The organism is Variovorax sp. SG517 (genome assembly GCF_013376045.1).
Lineage (GTDB): Bacteria > Pseudomonadota > Gammaproteobacteria > Burkholderiales > Burkholderiaceae_C > Variovorax.
This window is the reverse complement of the sequence record NZ_JABMJG010000002.1, coordinates 604,471-627,110: the sequence shown is the minus strand read 5'-3', so window position 1 is coordinate 627,110 and position 22,640 is coordinate 604,471. Positions and strand designations below refer to the sequence as shown.

Annotated in this window: 17 protein-coding genes; 10 read left to right on the top strand and 7 right to left on the bottom strand. The window is 69.0% G+C overall.

The window, feature by feature from the left end; all coding sequences use genetic code 11:
* Positions 1-159: 159 nt before the first annotated feature.
* The gene (locus tag FHT32_RS08400) at positions 160-2,925 is read left to right on the top strand and encodes a diguanylate cyclase domain-containing protein (protein WP_256098921.1); all 2,766 of its coding nucleotides are present in this window, start codon (positions 160-162) and stop codon (positions 2,923-2,925) included.
* Positions 2,926-2,963: 38 nt separating this feature from the next.
* Here FHT32_RS08400 and FHT32_RS08395 read toward each other — a convergent pair whose 3' ends face one another.
* Entirely contained in the window at positions 2,964-4,154 is a 1,191-nt protein-coding gene (locus FHT32_RS08395; RefSeq protein WP_176664170.1) for an MFS transporter, read from the bottom strand.
* A gap of 93 nt (positions 4,155-4,247) precedes the next feature.
* Between FHT32_RS08395 and FHT32_RS08390 the strand changes: the two genes are divergently transcribed.
* On the top strand, positions 4,248-5,210 hold the full coding sequence (locus tag FHT32_RS08390) for a LysR substrate-binding domain-containing protein (protein ID WP_176664169.1): 963 nt from the start codon (positions 4,248-4,250) through the stop codon (positions 5,208-5,210).
* On the opposite strand, the gene FHT32_RS08385 is transcribed toward FHT32_RS08390, so the two are convergent.
* The 3 genes from FHT32_RS08385 to FHT32_RS08375 all read right to left on the bottom strand — a co-directional run bounded on the left by FHT32_RS08385 (position 5,159) and on the right by FHT32_RS08375 (position 8,241).
* The gene (locus FHT32_RS08385; RefSeq protein WP_176664168.1) at positions 5,159-5,929 is read right to left on the bottom strand and encodes a fumarylacetoacetate hydrolase family protein; all 771 of its coding nucleotides are present in this window, start codon (positions 5,927-5,929) and stop codon (positions 5,159-5,161) included. The genes FHT32_RS08390 and FHT32_RS08385 overlap by 52 nt on opposite strands.
* A 30-nt stretch (positions 5,930-5,959) precedes the next feature.
* The gene (locus FHT32_RS08380; protein ID WP_126181873.1) at positions 5,960-6,937 is read right to left on the bottom strand and encodes a tripartite tricarboxylate transporter substrate binding protein; all 978 of its coding nucleotides are present in this window, start codon (positions 6,935-6,937) and stop codon (positions 5,960-5,962) included.
* Positions 6,938-6,999: 62 nt separating this feature from the next.
* Positions 7,000-8,241: an alanine--glyoxylate aminotransferase family protein gene (locus FHT32_RS08375; RefSeq protein WP_176664167.1), complete on the bottom strand. Its 1,242-nt coding sequence runs from the start codon at positions 8,239-8,241 to the stop codon at positions 7,000-7,002.
* Positions 8,242-8,361: 120 nt separating this feature from the next.
* Between FHT32_RS08375 and FHT32_RS08370 the strand changes: the two genes are divergently transcribed.
* The 5 genes from FHT32_RS08370 (at position 8,362) to FHT32_RS08350 (ending at position 16,352) form a co-directional block, all read left to right on the top strand.
* Positions 8,362-9,057 (top strand): GntR family transcriptional regulator, encoded by a 696-nt coding sequence (locus tag FHT32_RS08370; RefSeq protein WP_176664166.1) that lies wholly within the window; start codon positions 8,362-8,364, stop codon positions 9,055-9,057.
* Between the two features lie 45 nt (positions 9,058-9,102).
* Positions 9,103-12,180 carry an FAD-binding and (Fe-S)-binding domain-containing protein gene (locus tag FHT32_RS08365; protein ID WP_176664165.1) on the top strand — a complete coding sequence of 1,026 codons (3,078 nt, stop codon included), beginning with the start codon at positions 9,103-9,105 and terminating at the stop codon, positions 12,178-12,180.
* A 67-nt stretch (positions 12,181-12,247) separates the two neighbouring features.
* The gene (locus FHT32_RS08360) at positions 12,248-13,480 is read left to right on the top strand and encodes a YbfB/YjiJ family MFS transporter (protein WP_176664164.1); all 1,233 of its coding nucleotides are present in this window, start codon (positions 12,248-12,250) and stop codon (positions 13,478-13,480) included.
* A complete protein-coding gene (locus FHT32_RS08355; protein WP_176664163.1) occupies positions 13,480-14,016 on the top strand; it encodes a methylated-DNA--[protein]-cysteine S-methyltransferase in 537 nt (178 codons plus the stop codon). The genes FHT32_RS08360 and FHT32_RS08355 overlap by 1 nt, the downstream gene beginning before the upstream one ends.
* Before the next feature lie 110 nt (positions 14,017-14,126).
* Positions 14,127-16,352 (top strand): DNA/RNA non-specific endonuclease, encoded by a 2,226-nt coding sequence (locus FHT32_RS08350; RefSeq protein ID WP_176664162.1) that lies wholly within the window; start codon positions 14,127-14,129, stop codon positions 16,350-16,352.
* A 263-nt stretch (positions 16,353-16,615) separates the two neighbouring features.
* Here the strand turns inward: FHT32_RS08350 and FHT32_RS08345 are convergent, their stop codons facing one another.
* Together FHT32_RS08345 and FHT32_RS08340 are read right to left on the bottom strand one after the other, a co-directional pair.
* Positions 16,616-17,839: an MFS transporter gene (locus FHT32_RS08345; protein WP_176664161.1), complete on the bottom strand. Its 1,224-nt coding sequence runs from the start codon at positions 17,837-17,839 to the stop codon at positions 16,616-16,618.
* A 57-nt stretch (positions 17,840-17,896) separates the two neighbouring features.
* The gene (locus tag FHT32_RS08340; RefSeq protein WP_176664160.1) at positions 17,897-18,829 is read right to left on the bottom strand and encodes a LysR family transcriptional regulator; all 933 of its coding nucleotides are present in this window, start codon (positions 18,827-18,829) and stop codon (positions 17,897-17,899) included.
* A 138-nt stretch (positions 18,830-18,967) separates the two neighbouring features.
* Between FHT32_RS08340 and FHT32_RS08335 the strand changes: the two genes are divergently transcribed.
* Positions 18,968-19,834 carry an NmrA family NAD(P)-binding protein gene (locus FHT32_RS08335; RefSeq protein ID WP_176664159.1) on the top strand — a complete coding sequence of 289 codons (867 nt, stop codon included), beginning with the start codon at positions 18,968-18,970 and terminating at the stop codon, positions 19,832-19,834.
* Here the strand turns inward: FHT32_RS08335 and FHT32_RS08330 are convergent.
* Positions 19,831-20,718 (bottom strand): LysR substrate-binding domain-containing protein, encoded by an 888-nt coding sequence (locus tag FHT32_RS08330; RefSeq protein ID WP_176664373.1) that lies wholly within the window; start codon positions 20,716-20,718, stop codon positions 19,831-19,833. The two genes, FHT32_RS08335 and FHT32_RS08330, sit on opposite strands and share 4 nt — an antisense overlap.
* Positions 20,719-20,796: 78 nt before the next feature.
* On the opposite strand from FHT32_RS08330, the gene FHT32_RS08325 reads away from it, so the two are divergent.
* Together FHT32_RS08325 and FHT32_RS08320 are read left to right on the top strand one after the other, a co-directional pair.
* On the top strand, positions 20,797-21,966 hold the full coding sequence (locus tag FHT32_RS08325) for an MFS transporter (RefSeq protein ID WP_176664158.1): 1,170 nt from the start codon (positions 20,797-20,799) through the stop codon (positions 21,964-21,966).
* Positions 21,963-22,583, top strand: a complete 621-nt coding sequence (locus tag FHT32_RS08320; RefSeq protein WP_176664157.1) for a pyridoxamine 5'-phosphate oxidase family protein — start codon at positions 21,963-21,965, stop codon at positions 22,581-22,583. Before FHT32_RS08325 ends, FHT32_RS08320 begins: the two co-directional genes overlap by 4 nt.
* Positions 22,584-22,640: the final 57 nt, after the last annotated feature.

The following is a 22,640-nucleotide window of genomic DNA, read 5'->3' as shown; positions in this document are numbered from 1 at the left end:
AGCTGCGTACCCGTCACGGCAAGAATGGAGGGCTTCCTATATCTTCCGTGGTGCGCAGAACGCGTCGATACTGTGGCCGGAAACCCCCGTCCTGCCGGCGACGCCCCGGTCCGAACACGCTCAATGACTCAAAAAGGCTCCTCGAAAATCCGTCTCGGCTTGCATACCCGCCTGAGCCTCGGCGTGGCGGCCGTGGTCCTGCTGGCCACATTCGCGATCGCCACCGTCGCACTGCACCTGGTCAAGAGCAACATGCGGGCCTCGGTCGCGGCCGAGGAGCTGGCCCGGGTGAGCGCCATCGCGGACGCCATCGACCAGAAGTTCGACAGCCGCCGCATCCTGCTGCGGACCTTCGGCGGCAGCGTGCAGGCGCAGGACTTCCAGGCCGACGCGGCGCTGCAGGCCTTCCTTGAAAAGCACGTCTCGCTGCGCCAGGCTTTCGACAACGTCGCCTTCCTCGACATGGAGGGCAACCTGGTGGCCAACCTGAACGGCGCGCAGGCCATCGGCAAGGTGAACGTCAAGGACCGGCCCTACTTCCAGCAGACCGTCGCCTCCAGGGCTGGCCTTGTGTCGGAGCCCTACCGCAACAGGCTCAACGGGCTGGCGCAGGTGGCCATCACCGAGCCGGTGCTCGATCAGGCGGGGCAGGTGAGATTCGTGATTTCCGGCGCCATCAACCTGAAGGACCGCAACGTCCTGGGTACGCTGACCGACATCAAGCTCGGCAAGACCGGCTACCTGTTCGTGACCACGACCGACGGCGTGGTGGTCGACCATCCCCGCACCTCGCGCATCCTCAACCAGATCCAGGCGGACGGCGGCGGCACGCCGCAGATCCTTCGTGCACTGGCCGGCTTCCAGGGCTCCAGCGAAGGCGTCGACGAAGCCGGCGTGCCCGCGCTCTACGCCTTCGACCGCGCCGAGAGCGCGAACTGGATCGTCGGCGCGCTGTATCCGAGCCGCGAGGCCTTCGCGACGGTGAATGCCATCGAGCGCGGCGCCTGGGTCGGCGCGCTGGCGCTGGCGCTTTCCGCGGGCGCCCTGGCGCTGGCCGTGGCGCGCAGGCAGCTCAGGCCGCTGGCCGACTTGCACCGGCACATGCGCTTCACGCAGGAAGCATCGAAGGCCGCGCCCCATGACGAGGTGGAGATGGCGCAGCGCAGCTACGCCCGCGACGAGATCGGCGACCTCGCCCGCACCTTCGACGAGCTGATGGAGCAGCGGCGCGCCGTCGAGCGCAGCCTCGCGCACAGCGAGGCGCAGGTGCGCGTCATCGCGGACAGCATTCCGGCAATGGTGTCGCACGTCGACGCCTCGCTGCGCTACACCTTCGTCAATGCCCACGTGCGGGCCCTGCACAACAACGCGCCGCTGGTGGGCCGCCTGATGCCCGACGTGCGCGGCCCGGCCGACTTCGCGGTGGTGGAGCCGCATTTCATGCGCGCGCTGGCAGGGGAGCAGGTGATCATCGAGAAGTCGGGCGACCCGGAGCTGGGCATCGGCGACCGCACCTTCAAGGCCCACTACATTCCCGACCTCGACGCCGACGGCAAGGTGTGCGGCGTGTTCTCGATGACCTTCGACATCACCGAGGAGGTCAAGATCCGCCGCGCCCTGTCGGAGCAGGAAACCCGCCTGCGCGACGTGACCGACAGCATCCCGGCGCTGGTCGGCTATTTCGACCGCCAGCAGAACTGCCTGTTCGCCAACATCCGGGCGCGCCAGATGGCGGGCCTGGGCGAGGGGGTTCCGCTGCAGGGCACGACCCTGCGCTCGGCGCTGGGCAGGACGATCTATTCCCAGCTCAAACCGTACCTTCCTGTCATGTTCTCGGGCAAGAAGGTGCGCTTTCCGGTGCGCGCGCCGCTGCACGGCAGGCAGGGCTATTTCCAGGTCAACCTGATCCCGGACAAGAACCTGCGCGGCGAGGTCGTGGGCTTCTACCTGATGTCCTTCAACATCACGGCACTGAAGGAGGCCGAGCTGCGCCAGGCGGAGAGCGAACTGCGGCTGCGCGCCATCACCGACAACATGCCGGCGCTGATCACCTACATCGACCGCGACGAGAAGATCACCTTCGCCAATGCCACCAGCCGCGAATGGCTCGGGCTCGACCCGACGCAGGTGCTGGGGCGCCATGTGCAGGAGGTTTCGGGCCGCGAGGTGTACGTGTCACGCCAGCCGATGCTCGCGCGGGCGCTGGCCGGCGAGCGCGTGGAGTTCGAGGCGCGCATGCAGCGCGGCGGCAGCGAGCGCGTCACGCAGGTCATCTACGTGCCCGACGTGCGCACCGACGGCGTGACGCACGGCATCTTCTCGCTGGCGCTGGACATCACGGCGCTGAAGGTGGTGGAGCACAAGCTCATCGAGCTGGCACGGCTGGACACGCTCACCGGCCTGCCCAACCGGCTGGCCTTCAACGAATACCTGCCCGCCGCGGTGCTGCGCAGCCAGCTCACCGGCCATGCGATGGCGCTGATGTTCCTCGACATCGACCACTTCAAGGCCATCAACGACACCATGGGCCACGCGGTGGGCGATGCCGTGCTCACCGAATACGCGCGGCGGCTGCAGGGCTGCGTGCGCGGCACCGACATGGTCGCGCGGCTGGCCGGCGACGAATTCGTGCTGGTGCTGGAAGGACTGAGCGCGCCGGAAGCGGCGGCCGTGGTGGCGGAAAAGGTCGTGGACCGAGTCCACACGCCGCCCTTCGTGGTGGACGGCCAGCGCGTGGATGTCACCACCAGCATCGGCATCGCCTTCCACCGCGCGACCGGCTCGTCGGCCACCGCCGAGGAGCTGCTGGCGCGCGCCGACGTGGCCCTCTACAACGCCAAGGCGGCGGGGCGCGACCGGTTCGCGTTCTTCATGCAATCCGGTGGATCGCACAGCAGCGATTCGCCGACGCGGCTGGAGTACTGACCCAGCGCTTCTGTTCACCACGGCGAGTGCCGGAAGGCTCAGACTTGGGCCGAGGCGCAATCCACCAGCGCGTCGCGCGGCTCGCGCTTGTCGAGCGCGCGGCTCCATAGCGCGATGGCGAGGCCCACCAGCGTGATCAGCGCGGCAACCCAGCCCAGCGCGCGCAGCCCCGGGCCATGGTCGATCACCACGCCGCCGACCCAGGCGCCGAGCGCGTTGCCGAGGTTGAAGGCCGCGATGTTGAGGCTGGACGCGAGGTTCTGGCCGGAGCCGGAAGCCTTCTCGAGCACCCGCAGCTGCATCGGCGCGACGGTGGCGAAGGAAGCGATTCCCAGCAGCCCGACGAACACCACGGCCGCGAACGGCGTGCCGATGGTGAACTGCATCGCGCCGAGCACCACGGCCAGCGCCACCAGCGTGCCGAACACAGCGGCCATCGGCGCGCGGTCGGCCAGCTTGCCGCCGAGCAGGTTGCCGATGGCAAGTCCGCCGCCGAACACCAGCAGGATCGGCGACACCGCCGATTCCGACAGACCCGTGACCTGCGTGAGCAGCGGCTGGATGTAGGTGTAGACCACGAACACGCCCGCGAAGCCGAGCACCGTCATCGCCAGGCCGAGAAGCACCTGCGGACGCGCCAGCACGGCCAGTTCCTCGCGCAGCGGCGCGGGCTTGGCCGAGTCCTTGACGCGGGGAACGAACACCGAGAGCACCGCGAAGGCGAGCACGCCGATCGCCGTGACGGCCCAGAAGGCCGAGCGCCAGCCGAAATGCAGGCCCAGCCAGGCGCCAGCCGGCACGCCGAGCAGCGTGGCGGCTGTCAGGCCCGTGAACATGATCGCGATGGCCGATGCGCGGCGCTCCGGCGGCACCAGGCCGGTGGCGACCACCGAGCCGACGCCGAAGAAGGTGCCGTGTGCGAGCGAGGTGATCACGCGGGCGGCCATCAGCATCTCGTAGTTGGGCGCCAATGCACAGGCGAGGTTGCCCAGCGTGAAGATCGCCATCAGCGCGAGCAGCACCGTCTTGCGCGGCAGCTTGCGGGTGGCGATGGTGAGCACCGGCGCGCCCACCGCCACCCCGAGCGCATAGCCCGAGATCAGCAGGCCGGCGGCCGTGATGGAGACGTGGAGGTCCGTCGACACCTGCATCAGCAGGCCCATGATGACGAACTCGGTGGTGCCTATTCCGAAGGCACCGGCGGTGAGGGCGAGTAGAGCGATTGGCATGATGCCCTGTACTGTGAGGACGAATTCCATCGATGACTAGAATGCCGCCGGTACACAGACTTGTGATTTCAAATCACAGATTGGAATAAGGCCATGCCGCGCATCGACGTCAACCGTTCCGGAGAGATGGAAGCCTTCGTGCAGGTGGTCGAGTCGGGCGGCTTCTCGTCCGCCGCGCGCCTGCTGGGCATGACGCCCTCGGCCGTGAGCAAGCTGGTGGCGCGGCTCGAGCTGCGCCTGGGCATCCAGCTGGTGCATCGCTCCACGCGCAAGCTGCAGCTCACGCCAGAGGGCACCGAGTTCTACGAGCGCAGCCTGCGCGTGCTGGCCGACATGGACGAGGCCGAGCGCTGCGCCGCGGCCGGCGCCGCGCCGCGCGGCCGCGTGAGCATCAACGCCAGCGTCTCGTTCGGGCACCACAAGCTGGTGCCGCTGGTGCCGCGGCTGCTGGAGATGCACCCGCAGATCACGCTCGACATCGCGCTGACCGACCGCATCGTCGACCTGATGGACGAGCGCGCCGACATCGCGATCCGCTGGGGCCAGTTGCCGGCGTCCGACCTCGTGGCGCGGCGCCTGGGCGAGACCAGCCAGGCGATCGTCGCCGCATCCGCCTACCTGGAGAAATACGGCACGCCGCGCACGCCGCAGGAGCTGGAGGCGCACAACCGCCTCGGCTGGAGCTATCGGCGCAACACGCCCGACTGGCCGCTGCGCGTGGACGGCCGCATGCAGTGGCTGCCGGTGGCTGGGCCGGTGCGCGCGGGCGACGGCGAGACGCTGCGGCAGCTGGCGATCGCGGGGGCGGGCGTGGCGCGGCTGTCGCTGTACCACATACAGCACGACATCGATGCGGGGCGGCTGGTGCCGCTGCTGGAGGAATTCAATCCGGCCGAGGTGGAGCCGATCCACGCGGTCTACATCGGCAAGGCCGGCACGCTGCCCGCGCGGGTGCGGGCGGTGCTCGACTTCCTGGTGGCCTGCTCGGGCGTGGGAGGCGGGCGCTACACGATCAAGCGCACGGCGCCGATGCCGGGGAACTCGGCCGTCACCTGATCGCCCCGCCGGCAGGGCAGCACACCGACCCACGAGCCGGTGGTGACGACGGTGCCGGCCGGCGCCGTCTGCCCGTTGCGCGTGATGTGGCGCAGCCAGATCGGCAGCAGCCATGCCGGGTCGGCCAGCGGATGCGTGCCTTCGCGCACCACCACTTCTGCATTGCCGATCTTCGTCTCGCAGCGCTGCGAGGCCCAGTCCACGGCGGCGAAAGGCTTCCACTCGCCGATCACGAGCGCGCCATGCACCTGCGAGTCGGCCAGGCGGAGCAGGGCGGGCGTGGAAGGCAGGTCCTGCCAGCGCGCGTCGACGATCTCCACGGAGACCGCCATGGCGTCGATCAGCGATGCGGCGTTGTCGTGGTCGAGCTTCGCCGCCTGCGCGGGCGTCACGTCCTGGCCGAGGCGCAGGGCGATCTCGGCCTCGATGCCGGGTGTGTGGAACACGAGATCGCTGAAGTCGGCCGGGCTCTGCCGCACCCCAGCGGGCGGCAGCGGCGCGTGCGTGAGCGTCGCGCTGCGCGAGCCGCCGCCGGACTTCCAAGCGCGAGGCACGGGCTGGCCCTCGAACCAGCCGAGCGCAGCGGCGACGGCGTCCTGCACTTCATAGGCTTGTGCGGCCGTTTCGAGGGTGTCGAGCCAGGGCGTGGCGTCGAGCGTGCGGTTGCCGCGGCGCGCGGCCACGAGTGCGTCGGTGAGGGCGGTCTGGGATGGATTCATCTTCCGGATCTTCTCAGCAAAGCAGTCCCCTCATGTCTCGACGTGCACGTTCCCGTCCTTCACCACCTTCGCCCACTTCGCGATCTCGGTGCCGATGAACTGCCTGAACTTGTCCTGCGAGCCGCCGCCGTCCTCCGCGCCGTAGGTGTCCAGCCGCTCCTGTACGTCGGGCATGGCCAGCACGGTGTTCACGTCGCGGTTCACCTTCTGCGCGATGGACGCCGGCAGCTTGCCTGGCCCGGCGAGGCCGTACCAGGTGGTGGCCTCGAAGCCCTGGAAGCCTTGCTCCTGCATGGTCGGCACGTTGGGATGGCCCTTGGCGCGCTTGGTGCGCGTCTGCGCCACGGCGAGCACGCGGCCGTTCTTCACGTGCGGCGTGGCGGCGGTCATGGTCTCGAAGCTGTACTGGATTTGCCCTCCCATCAGGTCGGCCAGCAGCGGGCCGCTGCCCTTGTAGGGCACGTGCAACGCATCGACGCCGCCCTGCAGCTTGAACATCTCCAGCGCCAGGTGCTGCGCCGAGCCCGCCCCGGCCGAGCCGAAGCTCAGCGTGCCGGGCGCGGCCTTGCAGGCGGCGACGATGTCCTTCACCGACAGCGCCTTCTGCGCCGGGTTGGCGATCAGCAGGTTGGGCGTGACGCCCACGAGCACGATGGGCACGAAGTCGCGCTCGACGTTGTAGCGCAGCTTGGGCTGCAGGCTGGGCGCGAGCGCGTGGCTATTGATGTGGGCCATCAGCAGCGTGCTGCCGTCGCTGGGCTGCTGCGCCACGTAGTCGGCCGCGAGCACGCCGGCCACGCCGCCCTTGTTCTCGACGATCACCTGCTGGCCCCACATGGTGGTGAGCTTCTGCGCGACCACGCGGGCCAGCGCGTCGGTGCCGCCGCCGGGCGGGAAACCGACCACGATGCGCACCGGCCCGGTGGGCCACTCCTGCGCGAAGAGCCGGGGCACGCCCAGCGTGGCGGCCGCGGCGCCCGCAGCCTGGATCAACGAACGTCTCTGCATCTTCCTTGTCTCCGTTGTTGGTGGAAATCCGATGCGCGCCGTCCGCGCTGCGAGCCTGTTGTCTACGCGGCTTTCTGCAGCGCGGCCGGTGCCGTGTGGCTCGAGAAGTGGTCCATCGCGGCCTGCACGCCGCTGCCGGCGAGCTTGATGCCCGAGAGCTTCATGCCCATCTCGACGCCCGCGACCATGGCCACCAGCGTCAGGTCGTTGCTGTCGCCCAGGTGGCCCATGCGGAACATGCGCCCCTTGAGCTTGCCCAGGCCGGTGCCGAGCGAAAGATCGAAGCGCTGGTGGATCAGCCGGCGCAGCGCGTCGGCATCGACGCCCTCGGGCGTGATCACACCGGTGAGCACGGGCGAGTACACGGCCGGGTCGGCGCACTGGATCGGCAGGCCCCAGGCGTTGACGGCGGCGCGCACGCCGGCGGCCCAGCGTTGGTGGCGCGCGAACACGTTGTCCAGGCCCTCGCCGAGGATCATGTCCAGCGACTCCGAGAGGCCGTAGAGCAGGTTGGTGTTGGGCGTGTAGGGCCAGTAGCCGTCCTTGTTCATCTCGACGATCTCGTCCCAGGCCCAGAAAGCTTTCGGCAGCTTCGCGGTCTTCGAGACTTCGAGCGCGCGCGGCGAGAGCGCGTTGAAGCTGATGCCCGGCGGCAGCATCAAGCCCTTCTGCGAGCCGCTGACGCACACGTCCACGCCCCATTCGTCATGGCGGTAGTCGGCGCTGGCCAGGCCCGAGATGCTGTCGACCATCAGCAGGGCAGGGTGGCCCGCCGCGTCGATGGCCTTGCGCACCGAGGCGATGTCGGAGGTGACGCCGGTGGAGGTCTCGTTGTGCACCACGCACACGGCCTTGATCTTCTTCTCGGTGTCCTTGCGCAAGCGGGCCTCGATGAGGTCGGCCTGCACGCCGCGGCGCCAGCTCGGTGCGTTCGGCAACTGGGCGTCGGCGCCCGACCACGCGAGGAATTCGGTCGAGAGGCCGAGCCGGGCCGCCATCTTTTGCCACAGCGAGGCGAAGTGGCCGGTCTCGTACATGAGTACGTGGTCGCCCGGGCTTAGCGTGTTGGCGAGTGCGGCTTCCCAGGCGCCGGTGCCCGAGGCGGGATAGATCGCGACCGGATGCTTCGTCTTGAAGATCTGCCGGATGCCGCCCAGCACCTTCAGGCCCAGCGTGCCGAACTCGGGCCCGCGGTGGTCGATGGTGGGCAGGCTCATGGCCCGCAGGATGCGGTCGGGCACCGGGCTCGGACCCGGGATCTGGAGGAAGTGGCGGCCGGTGGGATGGATGTCGAGTTGCAGCATGAACTCTCCTTTCGCATTCAGTTTTGCATTCAAAATGCATTTTTAATCGATGGTTTACCCTTATATCTCTGGCTTGTTGGTCATCTTTTTTGCATTCAAAATGCATTCAAGGGAAAAGCCATGACTGCCGAAATCATCGAAATCTCCAGGCTCGCGCTGCACGACCAGGTGGCCGCGCGCCTGCGCACCATGCTGGTCGAAGGGCTCATCGCGCCTGGCGCCAAGCTCAACGAACGCGAGCTGTGCCTGCAGCTGAACGTGTCGCGCACGCCGCTGCGCGAAGCCATCAAGCTGCTCGCGGCCGAAGGGCTGGTCGACCTGCTGCCCAACCGCGGCGCGGTGGCCGTGAAGCTCACCGAGGCCGACGTGCTCGACACCTTCGAGGTGCTCGCCATGCTCGAGGGCATGTCGGGCGAGCTGGCCGCACGGCGCATCACCGACGAGGAACTCGCCGAGGTGCGCGCGCTGCACTACGAGATGCTGGCCTGCTTCTCGCGGCGCGATCTCTCGGGCTATTACAGGCTCAACGCGCGCATCCACACCGCCATCAACGAGGCTGCGGCGAACCCGGTGCTGTCGAACACCTACCGCTCCATCAACGCCCGCGTGCAGTCGCTGCGCTTTCGCACCAACCAGAACGAGGCGAAGTGGAAGCACGCGGTCGAGGAGCACGAGCAGATGATTGACGCGCTATCGAAGCGCGATGCCGAGGCCATGCGCAAGGTGCTCGTGTCGCACGTGCTGCGCAAGCGCGACACCGTGCTGGAGCTGCTGCGCGCCGGCGAGATCTATCCACCTGCCAAATCAGCCAAGTAACCCGCCAAGTAAGCCGGCCCAGCCTGCCAAAGCGACCTGACCACCATGCGCATCGACCCCGCCAGCCACATGCAGCCAGCCGGAACCGTTCTTCCGCCCAACGAGACCTGCGAACTGCTCGCGCGCCGCCTGCGCGCCGAAACGCAGGGCGAGGTGCTGTTCGACGACGCCTCGCGCGGCCGCTACGCCACCGATGCGTCGATCTACCAGATCACGCCCGTCGGCGCTTTCGTGCCCACGAACGAGCGCGACATTTCCACCGCCATCGACGTCGCCCGCGACCTGAAGGTGCCCGTGCTCGCGCGCGGCGGCGGCACCAGCCAGTGCGGGCAGACCACCGGCGCGGCGCTGGTGATCGACAACAGCAAGCACTTTCGCCGCGTGCTCGACGTGAACGTGGAGGAGGGCACGGCCACCGTCGAGCCGGGCCTGGTGCTCGACCACCTCAACGCGCAGCTCAAGCCGCACGGGCTCTGGTACCCGGTGGACGTGTCGACCAGCGCGCAGGCCACGCTGGGCGGCATGGCGGGCAACAACTCCTGCGGCTCGCGCTCCATTGCCTACGGGAACATGGTGCACAACGTGCTGGGCGCGAGCGCCTGGCTGTCGAACGGCGAACTGGTCGAGTTCGGCACCGTCGGCTCGCTGGGCGTGCGTGCGGCGGGCATCGCGCAGTTCGTGCGCAGCCTCGCGCGGCAGCACCGCGAGGCGATGGCCGAGAACTGGCCCAAGGTCATGCGGCGCGTGGCGGGCTACAACCTCGACATCTTCGACAACCAGAGCGAGCGGCCCTACACGGCCGACGGCAGCGTGAACCTCGCACACCTGCTGATCGGCTCCGAAGGCACGCTGGCCTACACCCGCAGCCTGAAGCTCAAGCTCGCGCCGCTGCCGCGCGCCAAGGTGCTGGGCATCGTCAACTTCCCGACCTTCCATGCGGCCATGGACTCGGCCCAGCACATCGTGAAGCTCGGGCCCACGGCGGTGGAGCTGGTCGACCGCACGATGATCGAGCTGAGCCTGGCCAACCCGGCCTTCAAGCCGACCGTCGAGACCGCGCTGATCGGCAAGCCGGCGGCGATCCTGCTGGTGGAGTTCTCGGGCGCGGACAAGGCTTCGCTGCTGCCGCAGTTGAAGCAGCTCGTCGAGTTAATGGGCGACCTGGGCCTGCCCGGCAGCGTGGTCGAGATGCCCGACGACGCGCGGCAGAAGAACCTGTGGGAGGTGCGCAAGGCCGGCCTCAACATCATGATGAGCCTTAAGGGCGACGGAAAGCCGGTGAGCTTCATCGAGGACTGCGCCGTGCCGCTGGCGCACCTGGCCGAGTACACCGACGCGCTGACGGAAGTCTTCGCCAGGTACGGCAGCCGTGGCACCTGGTACGCGCATGCCTCGGTCGGCACGCTGCACGTGCGGCCGATCCTCGACATGCGCACCGACGGCGCCGCGAAGATGCGCGCCATCGCCGAGGAAGCGAGCGAGCTGGTGCGCAAGTACAAGGGCGCGTTCAGCGGCGAGCACGGCGACGGCCTGTGCCGCGGCGAGTGGATCGAATGGCAGTTCGGCCCGGCCATCAACGAGGCCTTTCGCGCGATCAAGCGAAAGCTCGACCCGATCGACCTGTTCAACCCCGGCAAGATCATCGACCCGCCGCGCATGGACGATGGCGCGCTGTTCCGCTTCGCGCCGCCCACCGCGCCCAAGCCGTACCGCCGCATCGAACTCAAGCCGGTGCTCGACTGGTCCGCATGGAACGTCAACGCCGACCCCGTGACCGAGGTGACGACTGCACCCGGCACCGGCGGCGACACCACGGGCGGCCTGGCCAAGGCAGTGGAGATGTGCAACAACAACGGCCACTGCCGCAAGTTCGACGCCGGCACCATGTGCCCGAGCTACCGCGTGACGCGCGACGAGCAGCACCTCACGCGCGGACGCGCCAACACGCTGCGGCTGGCGCTGTCGAGCCAACTCGGCCCCGATGCCTTCACCAGCGAAGCCATGCACGAGACCATGGACCTGTGCGTGGGCTGCAAGGGCTGCAAGCGCGACTGCCCGACCGGCGTGGACATGGCGAAGATGAAGGTCGAGTTCCTCGACCACTACAAGAGGCGTCACGGCCACACGCTGAAAGACAGGCTGGTGGCGAACCTGCCCGACTACGCCCACAAGGCCAGCCGCTTTCCCTGGCTGCTGAACCTGCGCAACAGCGTGCCCGGTGCCGCATGGCTGGGCGAGAAGCTGTTGGGCTTCTCGGCGAAGCGCTCGCTGCCGGCATGGCGCGGCGACACCTTCTGGCGCGGCAAGGCCAACGAGCCGGGCCTTTTCGTCGAGCGCGACGTGGCGCTGTCGATTGCGCGGCGCGGCGGCAAGGCGGCGGTGCTCTTCGTCGACACCTTCAACGGCACCTTCGAGAGCGAGAACGCATTCGCGGCCGCGCGCGTGCTGCAGGCCGCCGGCTATGTGCTGCACACGGTCGAGAAGAGCGGCGGTCACCACTGCTGCGGCCGCACCTTCCTGGCCAGCGGCATGGTCGAAGAGGCGAAGAAGAAGGCCGAGGCGCTGATCGATGCGCTCGTGCCGCTGGCGCGCGCGGGCGTTCCCATCGTCGGGCTGGAGCCCTCGTGCCTGCTCACGCTGCGCGACGAGGCGCTGGTGATGGGCTTCGGCGAAAAGGCCGAGCTCGTGGCCAGGAACGCGCTGCTGTTCGAAGAATTCATCGCGCGCGAGCTGAAGCAAGGCCGCTTCGAACTGCCGCTGAAGCCTGCCGAGGCTCCGATCCTGCTGCACGGCCACTGCCACCAGAAGGCCTTCGGTGCGGTGAGCCCGGTGATGGAGGTGCTCAAGCTCATTCCCGGCGCGCAGCCCGAGCTCATCGAAAGCTCCTGCTGCGGCATGGCCGGCAGCTTCGGCTATGAGGCCAGCCATTTCGAGGTGTCGATGAAGATGGCTGAGGCCAGCCTGCTACCCGCCATCCGCGCGAAGCCTGGCGCCATCGTGGTGGCCGACGGCACCAGCTGCCGCCACCAGATCGGCGACGGCGCGCAGCGCGAGGCAGTGCACGTGGCGGTGCTGCTGGAGCGGCATCTGCTGCACGCCGACCCGGTGGCCGAAGCGGGTTGAGCGGCGGGCTCCTGCAGGCCGGCGGCGGCTGCCGCAGAATACGCCTCGCCTGCCGCCCGCCACCGCAATGCCGACGACGCTCGCTTCTCCAACCCCCATCTCCGCCCAGCCCACGCTGCGGCTGGCCTTCGCGCTGTCGATGGGCGCCGCTGTGTCGCTGGGCATCACGCGCTTCGCCTACGCGCTGCTGCTGCCGCCGATGCGCGCCGACCTGGGCTGGAGCTACGCGCTGGCAGGCGGCATGAACACGGCCAATGCGGTCGGCTATCTCGTAGGCGCGCTGGGCACGCCGGCGCTGATGCGGCGCTTCGGCGCGACGCGGCTGCTGGTGTTCGGCGCGGTGCTCGCCAGCGTTTTCATGGCGGGCAGCGGCTTTGTCACCGATGCATCGGCCTTGCTGCTGCAGCGCCTGCTGGCCGGCGTGGCCAGTGCGTGGGTGTTCGTGGCGGGCGGGTTGCTCGCGGCCCGGCTCAGCGAAGCCGGTTCGGCGCGCGGCGGTCTGCTGCTGGGCATCTACTACGGCGGCACCGGCTTCGGCATCCTGCTGTCGGCATTGCTCGTGCCGCAGGTGCTGCGAGCGGCGGCGGGCGTGCCTCACGGATGGACCTGGGCGTGGTGGGCGCTGGCAGTGGCAAGCGCGGCGGCCACCTGCCTGCTGGCCTGGGCGGGCCGCGCGATGCCGGAGCAACCGGCCACGCCAACGGCACCTGTCGCCGCAACGGGCTCGGCGCCGCCCGTCGCGCTGCATCGCTTCGGCTGGGCACTCGCCGGCTATGCCTTGTTCGGCATGGGCTACATCGGCTACATGACTTTCGTGATCGCGCTGCTGCGCGAGCAGGGCGCCAGTGCCGGCTTCGTCACGCTGTTCTATGCATTGCTCGGCATCGCCTGCGTGGCGTCTTCGCGGCTGTGGGCGGGGCTGCTCGACCGGTATCGCGGCGGGCAGCCGCAGGCATTGCTCAACGGGCTGCTTGGCGTGGCAACGTTGTTGCCGGTGCTGAGTTCGTCCGCACCGGTGGCGCTGATCTCGGGCGTGCTCTTCGGCGCGGTGTTCCTGTCGGTGGTGGCATCGACCACCGCGCTGGTGCGCCACAACCTGCCGCCTTCGCGGTGGGCGCAGGGCATCAGCGCCTTCACCATCATCTTCGCGCTGGGGCAGATTGTCGGGCCGACCGTCACGGGCTGGATCTCCGACGGCCCGGGCGGACTGGCGCGCGGGCTCGTGGCCTCGGCGACGGCCCTGTGGCTCGGCGCGGTGCTCGCGTCGCGCCAGCATTCGCTGCAACGGGAGACATCGTGATGAGCGGCTTTGCCTTGTTCGAAACTTCCATCGGCATGTGCGCACTGGCGTGGGGGCCGCATGGCCTGGTCGGCGTGCAGCTGCCCGCGGACAACGGCGAGCCCGCCACGCGAGCGCGCATGCACCAGCGCTTTCCCGACTTGCACGAAGGCCCGCCGAACGAGATGGCGCAGCGCGCCATCGAGGCCATCCAGGGCCTGCTGCGCGGCGTGCACGACGACCTGGGCCACATCGAGCTCGACATGAGCGGAGTGTCCGAATTCCACCAGCGCATCTACGCGATCGCGCGGCGCATTCCACCCGGCCAGACCCGCACCTACGGCGAGATCGCCGAGGAGCTGGGCGACAAGGGCTTGTCGCGCGCCGTCGGGCAGGCGATGGGCCACAACCCGTTCGCGCCGGTGGTGCCGTGCCATCGCGTGCTCGCCGCAGGCAACAAGCCGGGCGGCTTTTCGGCGGGCGGCGGTGCGCTGACCAAGCTGCGCATGCTCGACATCGAGGATGCGCGGCCGAACGGGATGGCGTCGCTTTTCTGATCCGATGATCGGCCAGGCGGCGTAGTGCCTAAGCCATCCCTCGAAATGGGGATGCGGAGGCTGCAGCGAGCGAGCACAGTGGCAACCCTCACGGGACGAGGGGGCGCGACGTGCAACTCTGGCTTGAGCAGATCGAGAAGGCGCGGGAGCGCAGCGAAGGCGTCGACCTGCAATCTCTTGCCGACTACGCAAGAGACAAGACGCCGCGCGATCTAGGTACGTTCAAGCAGCTCGAGGACCGCAGGAACTTCCTGCGAGAGAGCCTGGGCGATGACGAGAAATCCGCCGTCGCTTACGAGCGCATCATTGCCGGCAGCGAGATACAGGACGTCAACTACCTGGCCCGCGGCGCACGGGCCGCGAAGGCGGTCGGCCGGATCGTCATCAGGGACACGGCCGGGCGGCTCGGCGGCTACGGCACCGGATTCCTGATCGCGCCGGGCGTGCTCATCACCAACAACCACGTCCTGCCTTCCATCGAAGCCTGTCGCCGCTCCGAGGCCCAGTTCGAGTTCGAGCTCGACATCGACGGCACGGCGCTCAACGCGGTCACCTACGGCCTGGAGACACAGGCGCTCTTCTTCACGTCGAAAGGGCTCGACTTCACCGTCGTGGCCGTCGCCGCCGCCTCGACGGTGGGAGAGGGCCAGCTCGCGCACTACGGGTTCCTGCCGCTCGTCGGCGCCACCGGCAAGGTCTCGGACGGCGAGTGGCTCACGATCATCCAGCACCCCAACGGCGACCGCAAACAGGTGTGCGTGCGCGAAAACAAGCTTCTCAAGCGCACGGACGACGTGCTCTGGTATTCGACCGATACGCTCGGCGGCTCATCGGGCTTCCCGGTCTTCAGCAACGACTGGTATGTGGTCGCGCTCCACCACAGCGGCGTACCTCAGGAACGCGACGGCCGGACGCAGACCATCTCGGGCCGCGACTACGACCCCAGGACGGACGGCGAGCAGGACATCAAGTGGATCGCCAACGAGGGCATCCGCATCTCGCGCATCGTCGACACGCTGCAGTCGGCTCTTCCCGCGCATCCGCTGCTGCAGCCGGTCTTCGGGGCCACCCCGGAGAACTCGCGGCTGATGCTGCCTTCGGTCGACCTGCTGCAGTCGACGTCGACTCACGTTCCCGGGACCACGCCGGCTCCCGGCCCGCTCATTCAGCAACCCCCAAACCGGAAGACGACCATGAACGACATGCAATCTGGTGGAAGAAGGACGCTCACGGTCACGCTGGGCATCGAGGCGGACGGAAGCGTCGCGGTGCTGCGTTCCGGCCCCGCGGCCCGCGAATCGCTGGACGCCTTCGAAGCGTCCGGCGCCAAGGCGAAGAAGAAACCCGCGCCGGCCATCGACGTACCCTTCAATGCGACCTACGACGACCGCAAGGGCTTCGACAGCGGCTTCCTCGCGCCCGGCAAGCCTGAACTGTCGATCCACCTGCCGCTGCTCGGAAAGGCCCTCGCCAAGGAGACCGCGGAACTGGTCGACGCCGCCCGGGGCGAGAACGTGCTGAACTATCACGGCTACAGCCTCGTGATGCACAAGGCACGGCGCCTGGCTCTCTACTCGGCCGCGAACGTCGACTTCAGCGGCCGCTTCGAGCTGCCCCGGCCGGCGGACGTGTGGAGGCAGGACCCGCGCATTCCCGCCAGCGCGCAACTGACGAACTTCTACTACGAGAACAACCAGTTCGACCGCGGGCACCTGACGCGCCGCGAGGACATGGAGTACGGCGGCAGCCGGCTCGCCGCGCTCACCAGCGCGGCCGACACCTGCCACTGGACCAACTGCACGCCGCAGCACTCGAAGTTCAACCAGAACAAGGAGCTCTGGCAGGGCATCGAGCGCCACATCTTCGAGGACGCGATCAAGCTCGACCAGTTCAGGGCCCAGGTCATCACGGGGCCGATCCTCGAGGAGAGCGACCCGGTCTGGGACAGGTATCCGAAGATCCAGTATCCGGTGCGCTTCTGGAAAGTCGTCGCGGCGATCACGTCGAAGGGGGCGCTCTTCGCCACGGCCTACATCCTCGATCAGTCCGGCGTCATCGATGAGTTCGGCATCGAGGCGGCGCGGGAGGTCCCATTCGATGCCTACAAGACATTCCAGGTCCGCATCGACGAGGTCGAGCGGCTCACCGGGCTCAGCTTCACCGGTGGCCCCGCCAGGAGGATCTTTTCGCTTTCCACGGTCGATCCGCTTGCGAAGAAGCCCGTGAGAAGACGCACGAGGGTTCGCGCGCAGGAATCGGCGCTGGCCGAAGCGCCGGACGGCTGGCTGCCGCTGGATTCGCTCGAATCGATGGTGCTTCCCGAGCAGCAGGACTAGGGCCTGTTCGCACTATTTCCGGGGTCGCGTTGGTGCTCCAAGGGGCTGGCTGCAAGGCGCCTGTGCGCAGCAAGGCTGAAGCCTTGCAAGCGCGGGCAACGCCGCAGACGGCCCCTTGGAGCGCCAACCCTGCGGGAAGGGCAGCAAGGGCGGGCCACTCGGCGTTGCGCTCCTAGCGTGTGCGCATGCACACGCGTCGTCACGCGCCTTGATTGGCCCGCCCTTGCTGCCCTTCGTGACCCCGGAAATAGTGTGAACAGGCCCTAGCCGACCGGCACCGGCAGCCTGTGCAGCATCGCGATGCGCGAGGCGAAGATGATCGCCGCCTGCAGCCCGAACCCTGCGAGCGCCAGTAGCAGGCACGCGGGCTCTCCCCATGCCGCGCCGACCAGGCCGCCCAGCGCGGCACCGATGGGCCGGGCTCCGGCATTGATCGTGAGGAACACGGCCGACACGCGGCCCAGCATCGTGGCAGCGGTCACGCTCTGGCGCAGCGTGGTCGATGTGATGACCCAGACCATCGGCCCCGCGCCGAACAGGAAGAACGAGAGCGCCGCCAGCGTCGCGGTCGGCACGACGAGCGTGGCGGCCATCGCCGCGGCGGCCAGAACGGCGACAGAAGGGCCGACCTGTATCGCGCGGCCGAACGGCAGGCGGGCCACCACGCGCGGCGTGAGCAACGCACCCACGACCATGCCCGCGCCATACATCGCCAGCGTGAAGCCGACTGCCTGGGCGCCGAGCCCGAGCACGCGCACGGCATACGGCACGTAACCCGCCTGCAGCACGAACCAGGAGATGTTGAAGACCGCGCCGGTCAGCAGCATGGGGCGCAGCATCTCGTGCTGCCAGACGAATCGCGCGCCGTCGCGCACTTCCAGCAACGGATGCCGTCCGCTGGAGGGCTGGCGCGGCGCCTCGTTCAATCGCAGCAGCAGGGCCACCGCTGCCGCCGAGAGCACGGCGGCCAAGACGAACGCAGCGGATGCGCCAGCCCACGCGACCAGTGCACCCGCCAGCGCAGGCCCGGCGGTGAAGGCCGCGCTGCGCGCCAGCTCCAGCCTGCCGTTGGCCGCCGCCAATGCGCCGCGCGGCACGAGCGCCGGCACAAGCGCGGGTGCCGCAACGCTGAAGCCCACGGTGCCGACGGCCCCCAGGAAACCGAGCACCGCCAGCCAGCCGATGCCGAGCTTCGACGCGAACACCATCGCCAGCAGCACGAGCAGCGACACTGCGCGCAACCCCTCGGCCCAGACCATCAGCCGCCGACGCGACATGCGGTCCGCGAGCAGGCCCATGGGCATCGAGACCAGCAGGAAGGGCAGCGTCTGCACGGCCGCGAGAAAACCGATCTCGCCGGGCCCGGCGCCGAGCGCCAGCACCGCGACCAGCGGCACGGCCGCGAGGCTCAGCTGTTCGGCGGACTGCGCGGCGAGGTTGGACCACGCGAGGTTTCGGAAGGAGCGGGGCAGGGATGTTGGAGTCATGCCCGCATCGTGCGGGCGGAAGGCGTTGCGGGCTGGCCGTTTCCGGACCAGCGAGCGTCAGCGCTGTGGCTTCGGCATCGGTTTCGCTGCCGGCGAGACCACTTCCATCACGAAGTCGATGAAGGCACGCACCTTCGCCGCCGGCAGGTGGCGCGACGGATAGAGCGCGTAAAGCGGGAGCTGCTCGTCGGGCCAGTCGGGAAACAGATCGACCAGCTCGCCGCTGTCGAGCTGCGGCTGGATGCCCACCGCCTTGATCTGTGCCACGCAGATGCCGGAAAGGACCGTCGCCAGCACGGTGCCCGGATCGGTGAGCAGCAGCCGCCCCGCGGTCGGCACTTCGACGAGCTTGCGTCCGCGCTGGAACTCCCACGCATACGGCTGCCCCGTGGCCGGGTTGCGCACCTGCAGACAGGCATGGCCGGCGAGGTCGGCCGGCTTTGCAGGACGGCCGTGCCGCGCGAGGTAAGCCGGCGTAGCCACCGTGACCACGCGCGAATCCATCAGCTTGCGGGAAACGAGCGACGACGAAGGCGGCTCGCCGAAGCGCACCGCGATGTCGAAGCCCTCGGCCACCAGGTCGCCGAGCTGGTCGCGTGCGATCAGCTCCAGCGTGAGTTCGGGGTACTGCGCGAGAAAGCGCGGAAGGTGCCGCGCGAGCAGCAGGCGCGAAGTGAAGGCGTCGGTGTTGACGCGCAGGCGCCCGCGCACCGCGCCCGATGCGCCAGCGGCGATCGTCACCGCGTCCTCGATGCCGAGCACCAGCGGATTGATGTTGGCGTAGAGCTGCCGGCCCTCGTCGGTGAGGCTCAGCGAGCGGGTCGTGCGGTCGAACAGCCGGATGCCGATGCGGCCCTCGAGGCGGGCGATGGCGCGGCTCACGCCGGATGGGGTGAGACCCAGTGCATTGGCGGCGCTGGCGAAGCTGCCGCCTTCGACCACGGCGGCCAGCACGCTGACGTTGGAGAGGAGGCGTCCGTCGAGGGGCATTTTCTATTCGTGATCAGGTGTCATGAATGATATGCCGTGAGGTCGCTTTACTCAAAGATAAGCCGTTCCTACGATTCGTCCCGTCGCATGCGTCACCAATGCCAACCCATCGAATCAAGCCAGGAACAAGGAACTCTCATGTACGCAATCACCGGAATCACGGGCCAGGTCGGCGGCGCAGTCGCGCGCGCCCTGTTGGCCGAAGGGCAGCCGGTTCGCGCGGTCGTCCGCGATGAAAGCAAGGGCCGCCCCTGGGCCGCACTCGGCTGCGAGACCGCCGTCGCCGAGATGCACGATGCCGAGGCGCTGACGCGCGCTTTCTCGGGCGCGGCCGGCGTCTTCGTCTTGCCGCCACCCAACTTCGACCCCGAGCCGGGCTTTCCCGAAGTAAAGGCGGAGAACGCCGCGCTGCGCCAGGCGCTCGACACCGCCCGGCCGCCGCGCGTGGTGTGCCTGTCTACGGTCGGCGCGCAGGCGGCCCAGCCCAATCTGCTGAGCCAGCGCACTCTGATGGAAGAGGCACTGCGCTCGCTGCCTTTCGCGATCACTTTCCTGCGGCCCGCCTGGTTCCTGGAGAACCTGCGCTGGGACATCGCGCAGGCCCGCGAGCATGGCGTGTTGTCCAGCTACCTTCAGCCGCTCGACCGCGCGGTGCCGATGGTGGCCACGGCCGACGTGGGCCGCCTCGCTGCCGAGCTCCTGCTGCACAAGGGCGAGCTGCCGCGCGTCGTCGAGCTCGAAGGACCGCAGCGGCTGACGCAGCACGACATTGCCGCGGCGCTCTCGCAAGTGCTGGGCCGACCGGTGCGCGCCGAGGCGGTCCCCCGCGAGAACTGGGGTGCGATCTTCCGGGCGCAAGGCATGCGTGACCCGGTGCCGCGCATCCAGATGCTCGACGGTTTCAACGAAGGATGGATCCGCTTCGAGGGCAACGATGCGAGCGTGCGCAAGGGCGGGGTGGGCGTGGCGGATGTGATCCGCTCGCTGATCGCCCAAGTCGGCTAGGCGCTCCGGGCCTGCATCTGCTCGAACCACTCGGCCACATAGGCCGCCTCCGGCGCGGCATCGGGTGTGAGCCCGTAGTAGTAGCGCTCCAGCGTCATGCGCAACTCGGGCAGCGGCGACTGCAGGCGCCCCGAGGCCAGGTCGTGGGACACCAGCGAGGTCGGCGCGAGCGCGATGCCCAGTCCGTCGACCGCGGCCTGCAGCACGAAGTGAAGGTGGTCGAACTGCAGCCGGCCCGCCGGCCGGGCACGCGGCGCGCCGACTTGTTTCTTCCAGTCGTCCCAGTCGTCCTTGCGGGTGCGGGCAGACAGCAGCACGTGCGAGGCGAGGGCGCGCAGGTCGGGCAGCGGATGGGTCTTGAAGAGCGCGGGCGCGCCGACCACCAGCACCTCGTCTTCGAGAAAGGGCCGCACCTCCATCGACGAAGGCCAGCCTTCGAGGCCACGGCGCACCGCGATGTCGAAGCTGCCGACGGCTTCTTCGGGCATGACGGTGCTGGTCACGACCTGCGGTTCGATCTCGGGAAAGCGCTCGACGAAGGAGGGCAGGCGCGGAATGAGCCAGCGCACGGCGAAGGAGGGCCGAACGTTGATGCGCACCGCGCGCGCCGGCCCCTGCGACTGCAGCGACCGCGCGGCGGCGCTGATCTGCGCCAGCGCGGGCTGCACCTCGGCGAAGAACTGCTGGCCCTCGGCGGTGAGTGCGACCTGGCGGATGCGCCGCTCGAACAGCGCGACGCCGAGGACTTCCTCCAGGCTCTTGATCTGCCGGCTCACGGCGCTGTGCGTGACGTGCAGTTCGAGGGCCGCGCGCGTGAAGCTGAGGTGGCGAGCCGCGGCGGTGAAGGCGCGCACGGCGTTCAAAGGAGGCTCACGAAGCGGCATGCGTGCGATTTTCTCACGCATGAGGGGCGTTAATGTCGTTTGTCGCCACGGCGCGTGGCGGCGCACCATCGAGGCTCGATGTCACACACAGCACCCGCTTCTCCAACATCCCCTACTGATTTGAACTCCCGCCATGCGGCGATGGCCCTGGGCCTCTCGCTGCCGGCCGACGTGGTTCTCTACCTGCTGCTGCCGATGTACGCGAGCCAGTTCGGTGTGACGCTCGCCGAAGCGGGCATGCTGCTCGCAGCCAACCGGCTGGTGCGAATCGCGGGCTACGGCTTCGTCGCTCGCTTCTATGCCCGCAACGGCGACCGGCTGACCTGCACCATCGCCGTGGTGGCGGCGGCCGTGTGCGGGCTGGGCTACGCCACGCTCTCGGGCTTCTGGGCGCTGCTGCCGCTGCGGCTGACGTGGGGCCTGTGCTTCGCGGCGCTGAACCTGTCGACACAGGCGCTGGCCACGGCCGACCCGGTGGGCGCGGCGCGGCGCAACGGGCGTTCGCGCGCCTTCATCGCGATGGGGCCGGTGCTCGCGCTGCCGCTGGGCGCACTGCTGGCGCACTGGACAGGGCCGCGCGCGATCTTCGCGATCCTCGCGGTGTTTTCGCTGCTGGCGTGCTTCGTCACGCGGCGGCTGCCCGCGGCGCCCCATCCGGTGACCAAGCCGGCCAGGCGCTTCAAGCTGCCCAACAGCCTGGACAGCTGGTCGTTCATGGAAGGGCTGGCGCTGGACGGGCTCTTCATCGTCGGCCTTTCCTATCTGGGCAAGGACCTGCTGCCCGGCGGCGCCGTGATCGTCGCCGGCGTGCTGATGGCGCTGCGCTACCTCGCGGAGATTCTTCTGAGCCCGGTCGGCGGGCGCATGGCCGAGCACTTCGGCGCCGAGCGCCTGCTGGTGAGCCTGTCGCTCGTCACCACCATCGCGCTCGTCGGCTTCGGGTTCGGCTGGCTCTGGAGCTGCGCGGCGCTGGTCGTGGTGCTGCGCGCGCTTCAGCTGCCGCTGCTGTCGCCGATCGTCGCCCGCCGCACGCCGGGACCGGAGCGCGTGCAGGCGCTGGCGGCGCGCTCGGTGTGGCGCGACATCGGCGCGGGGGCCGGGCCGCTGATCGCGGGGCTGCTGCTGCCGATCGCCTCGCCGCCGTGGATCTACGGTGTGGCTGCCTTGCTGCTTGCGCTGGCGGCGCTGGCCTGCGGATGGAGCGCCGCATCGCCACAATCCACCAGCATCCAGGAAGGAAGCACATGACAACCGACCACGCCATCGAAACCGTCGCCCAGCTCGAAGCCCTGTTCGGGCTGCCCGGCGAGGCATCACTCAAGAAGGAGGTGCCGTACCTGCACCCGAGCTACCAGGCGCTGATCGCCGCTTCGCCTTTCGCGGTGCTCGCCACCATCGGCCCGGGCGGGCTGGACGCATCGCCGCGCGGCGATCCGCCGGGCTTTGTCGTGGTGCAGGACGAGAAGACGCTGCTGATGCCCGAGCGGCGCGGCAACAACCGCATCGACAGCCTGCGCAACATCGTGGCCGACCCGCGCGTGGGGCTGCTGTTCCTGATTCCCGGCGTGGGCGAGACGCTGCGGGTCAATGGCAGGGCGCAGATCTCGGTCGAGCCGGCGCTGCTGGAGCGCTTTGCCATGGAAGGCAAGCCGCCGCAATGCGTGATCAGCATCACCGTGGAGACGGTGTTCTTCCAGTGCGCCCGGGCGATCCAGCGCTCGAAACTATGGACGCCGCTGCCGGCGGATGCGAAGCGAGAGGTGCCGACGCCCGGCGCCATCCTCTCGGCGCTGACCGAAGCGGCTTTCGACGGGGAAACCTACGACCGGGAGCTGCCGGCGCGGCAGCGGGCGACGCTTTACTGAGTCTCCGGTAACGAAAAAGCCCGCGGCAGCGGGCTTCTTCTTGCGGTCCGTGGACCG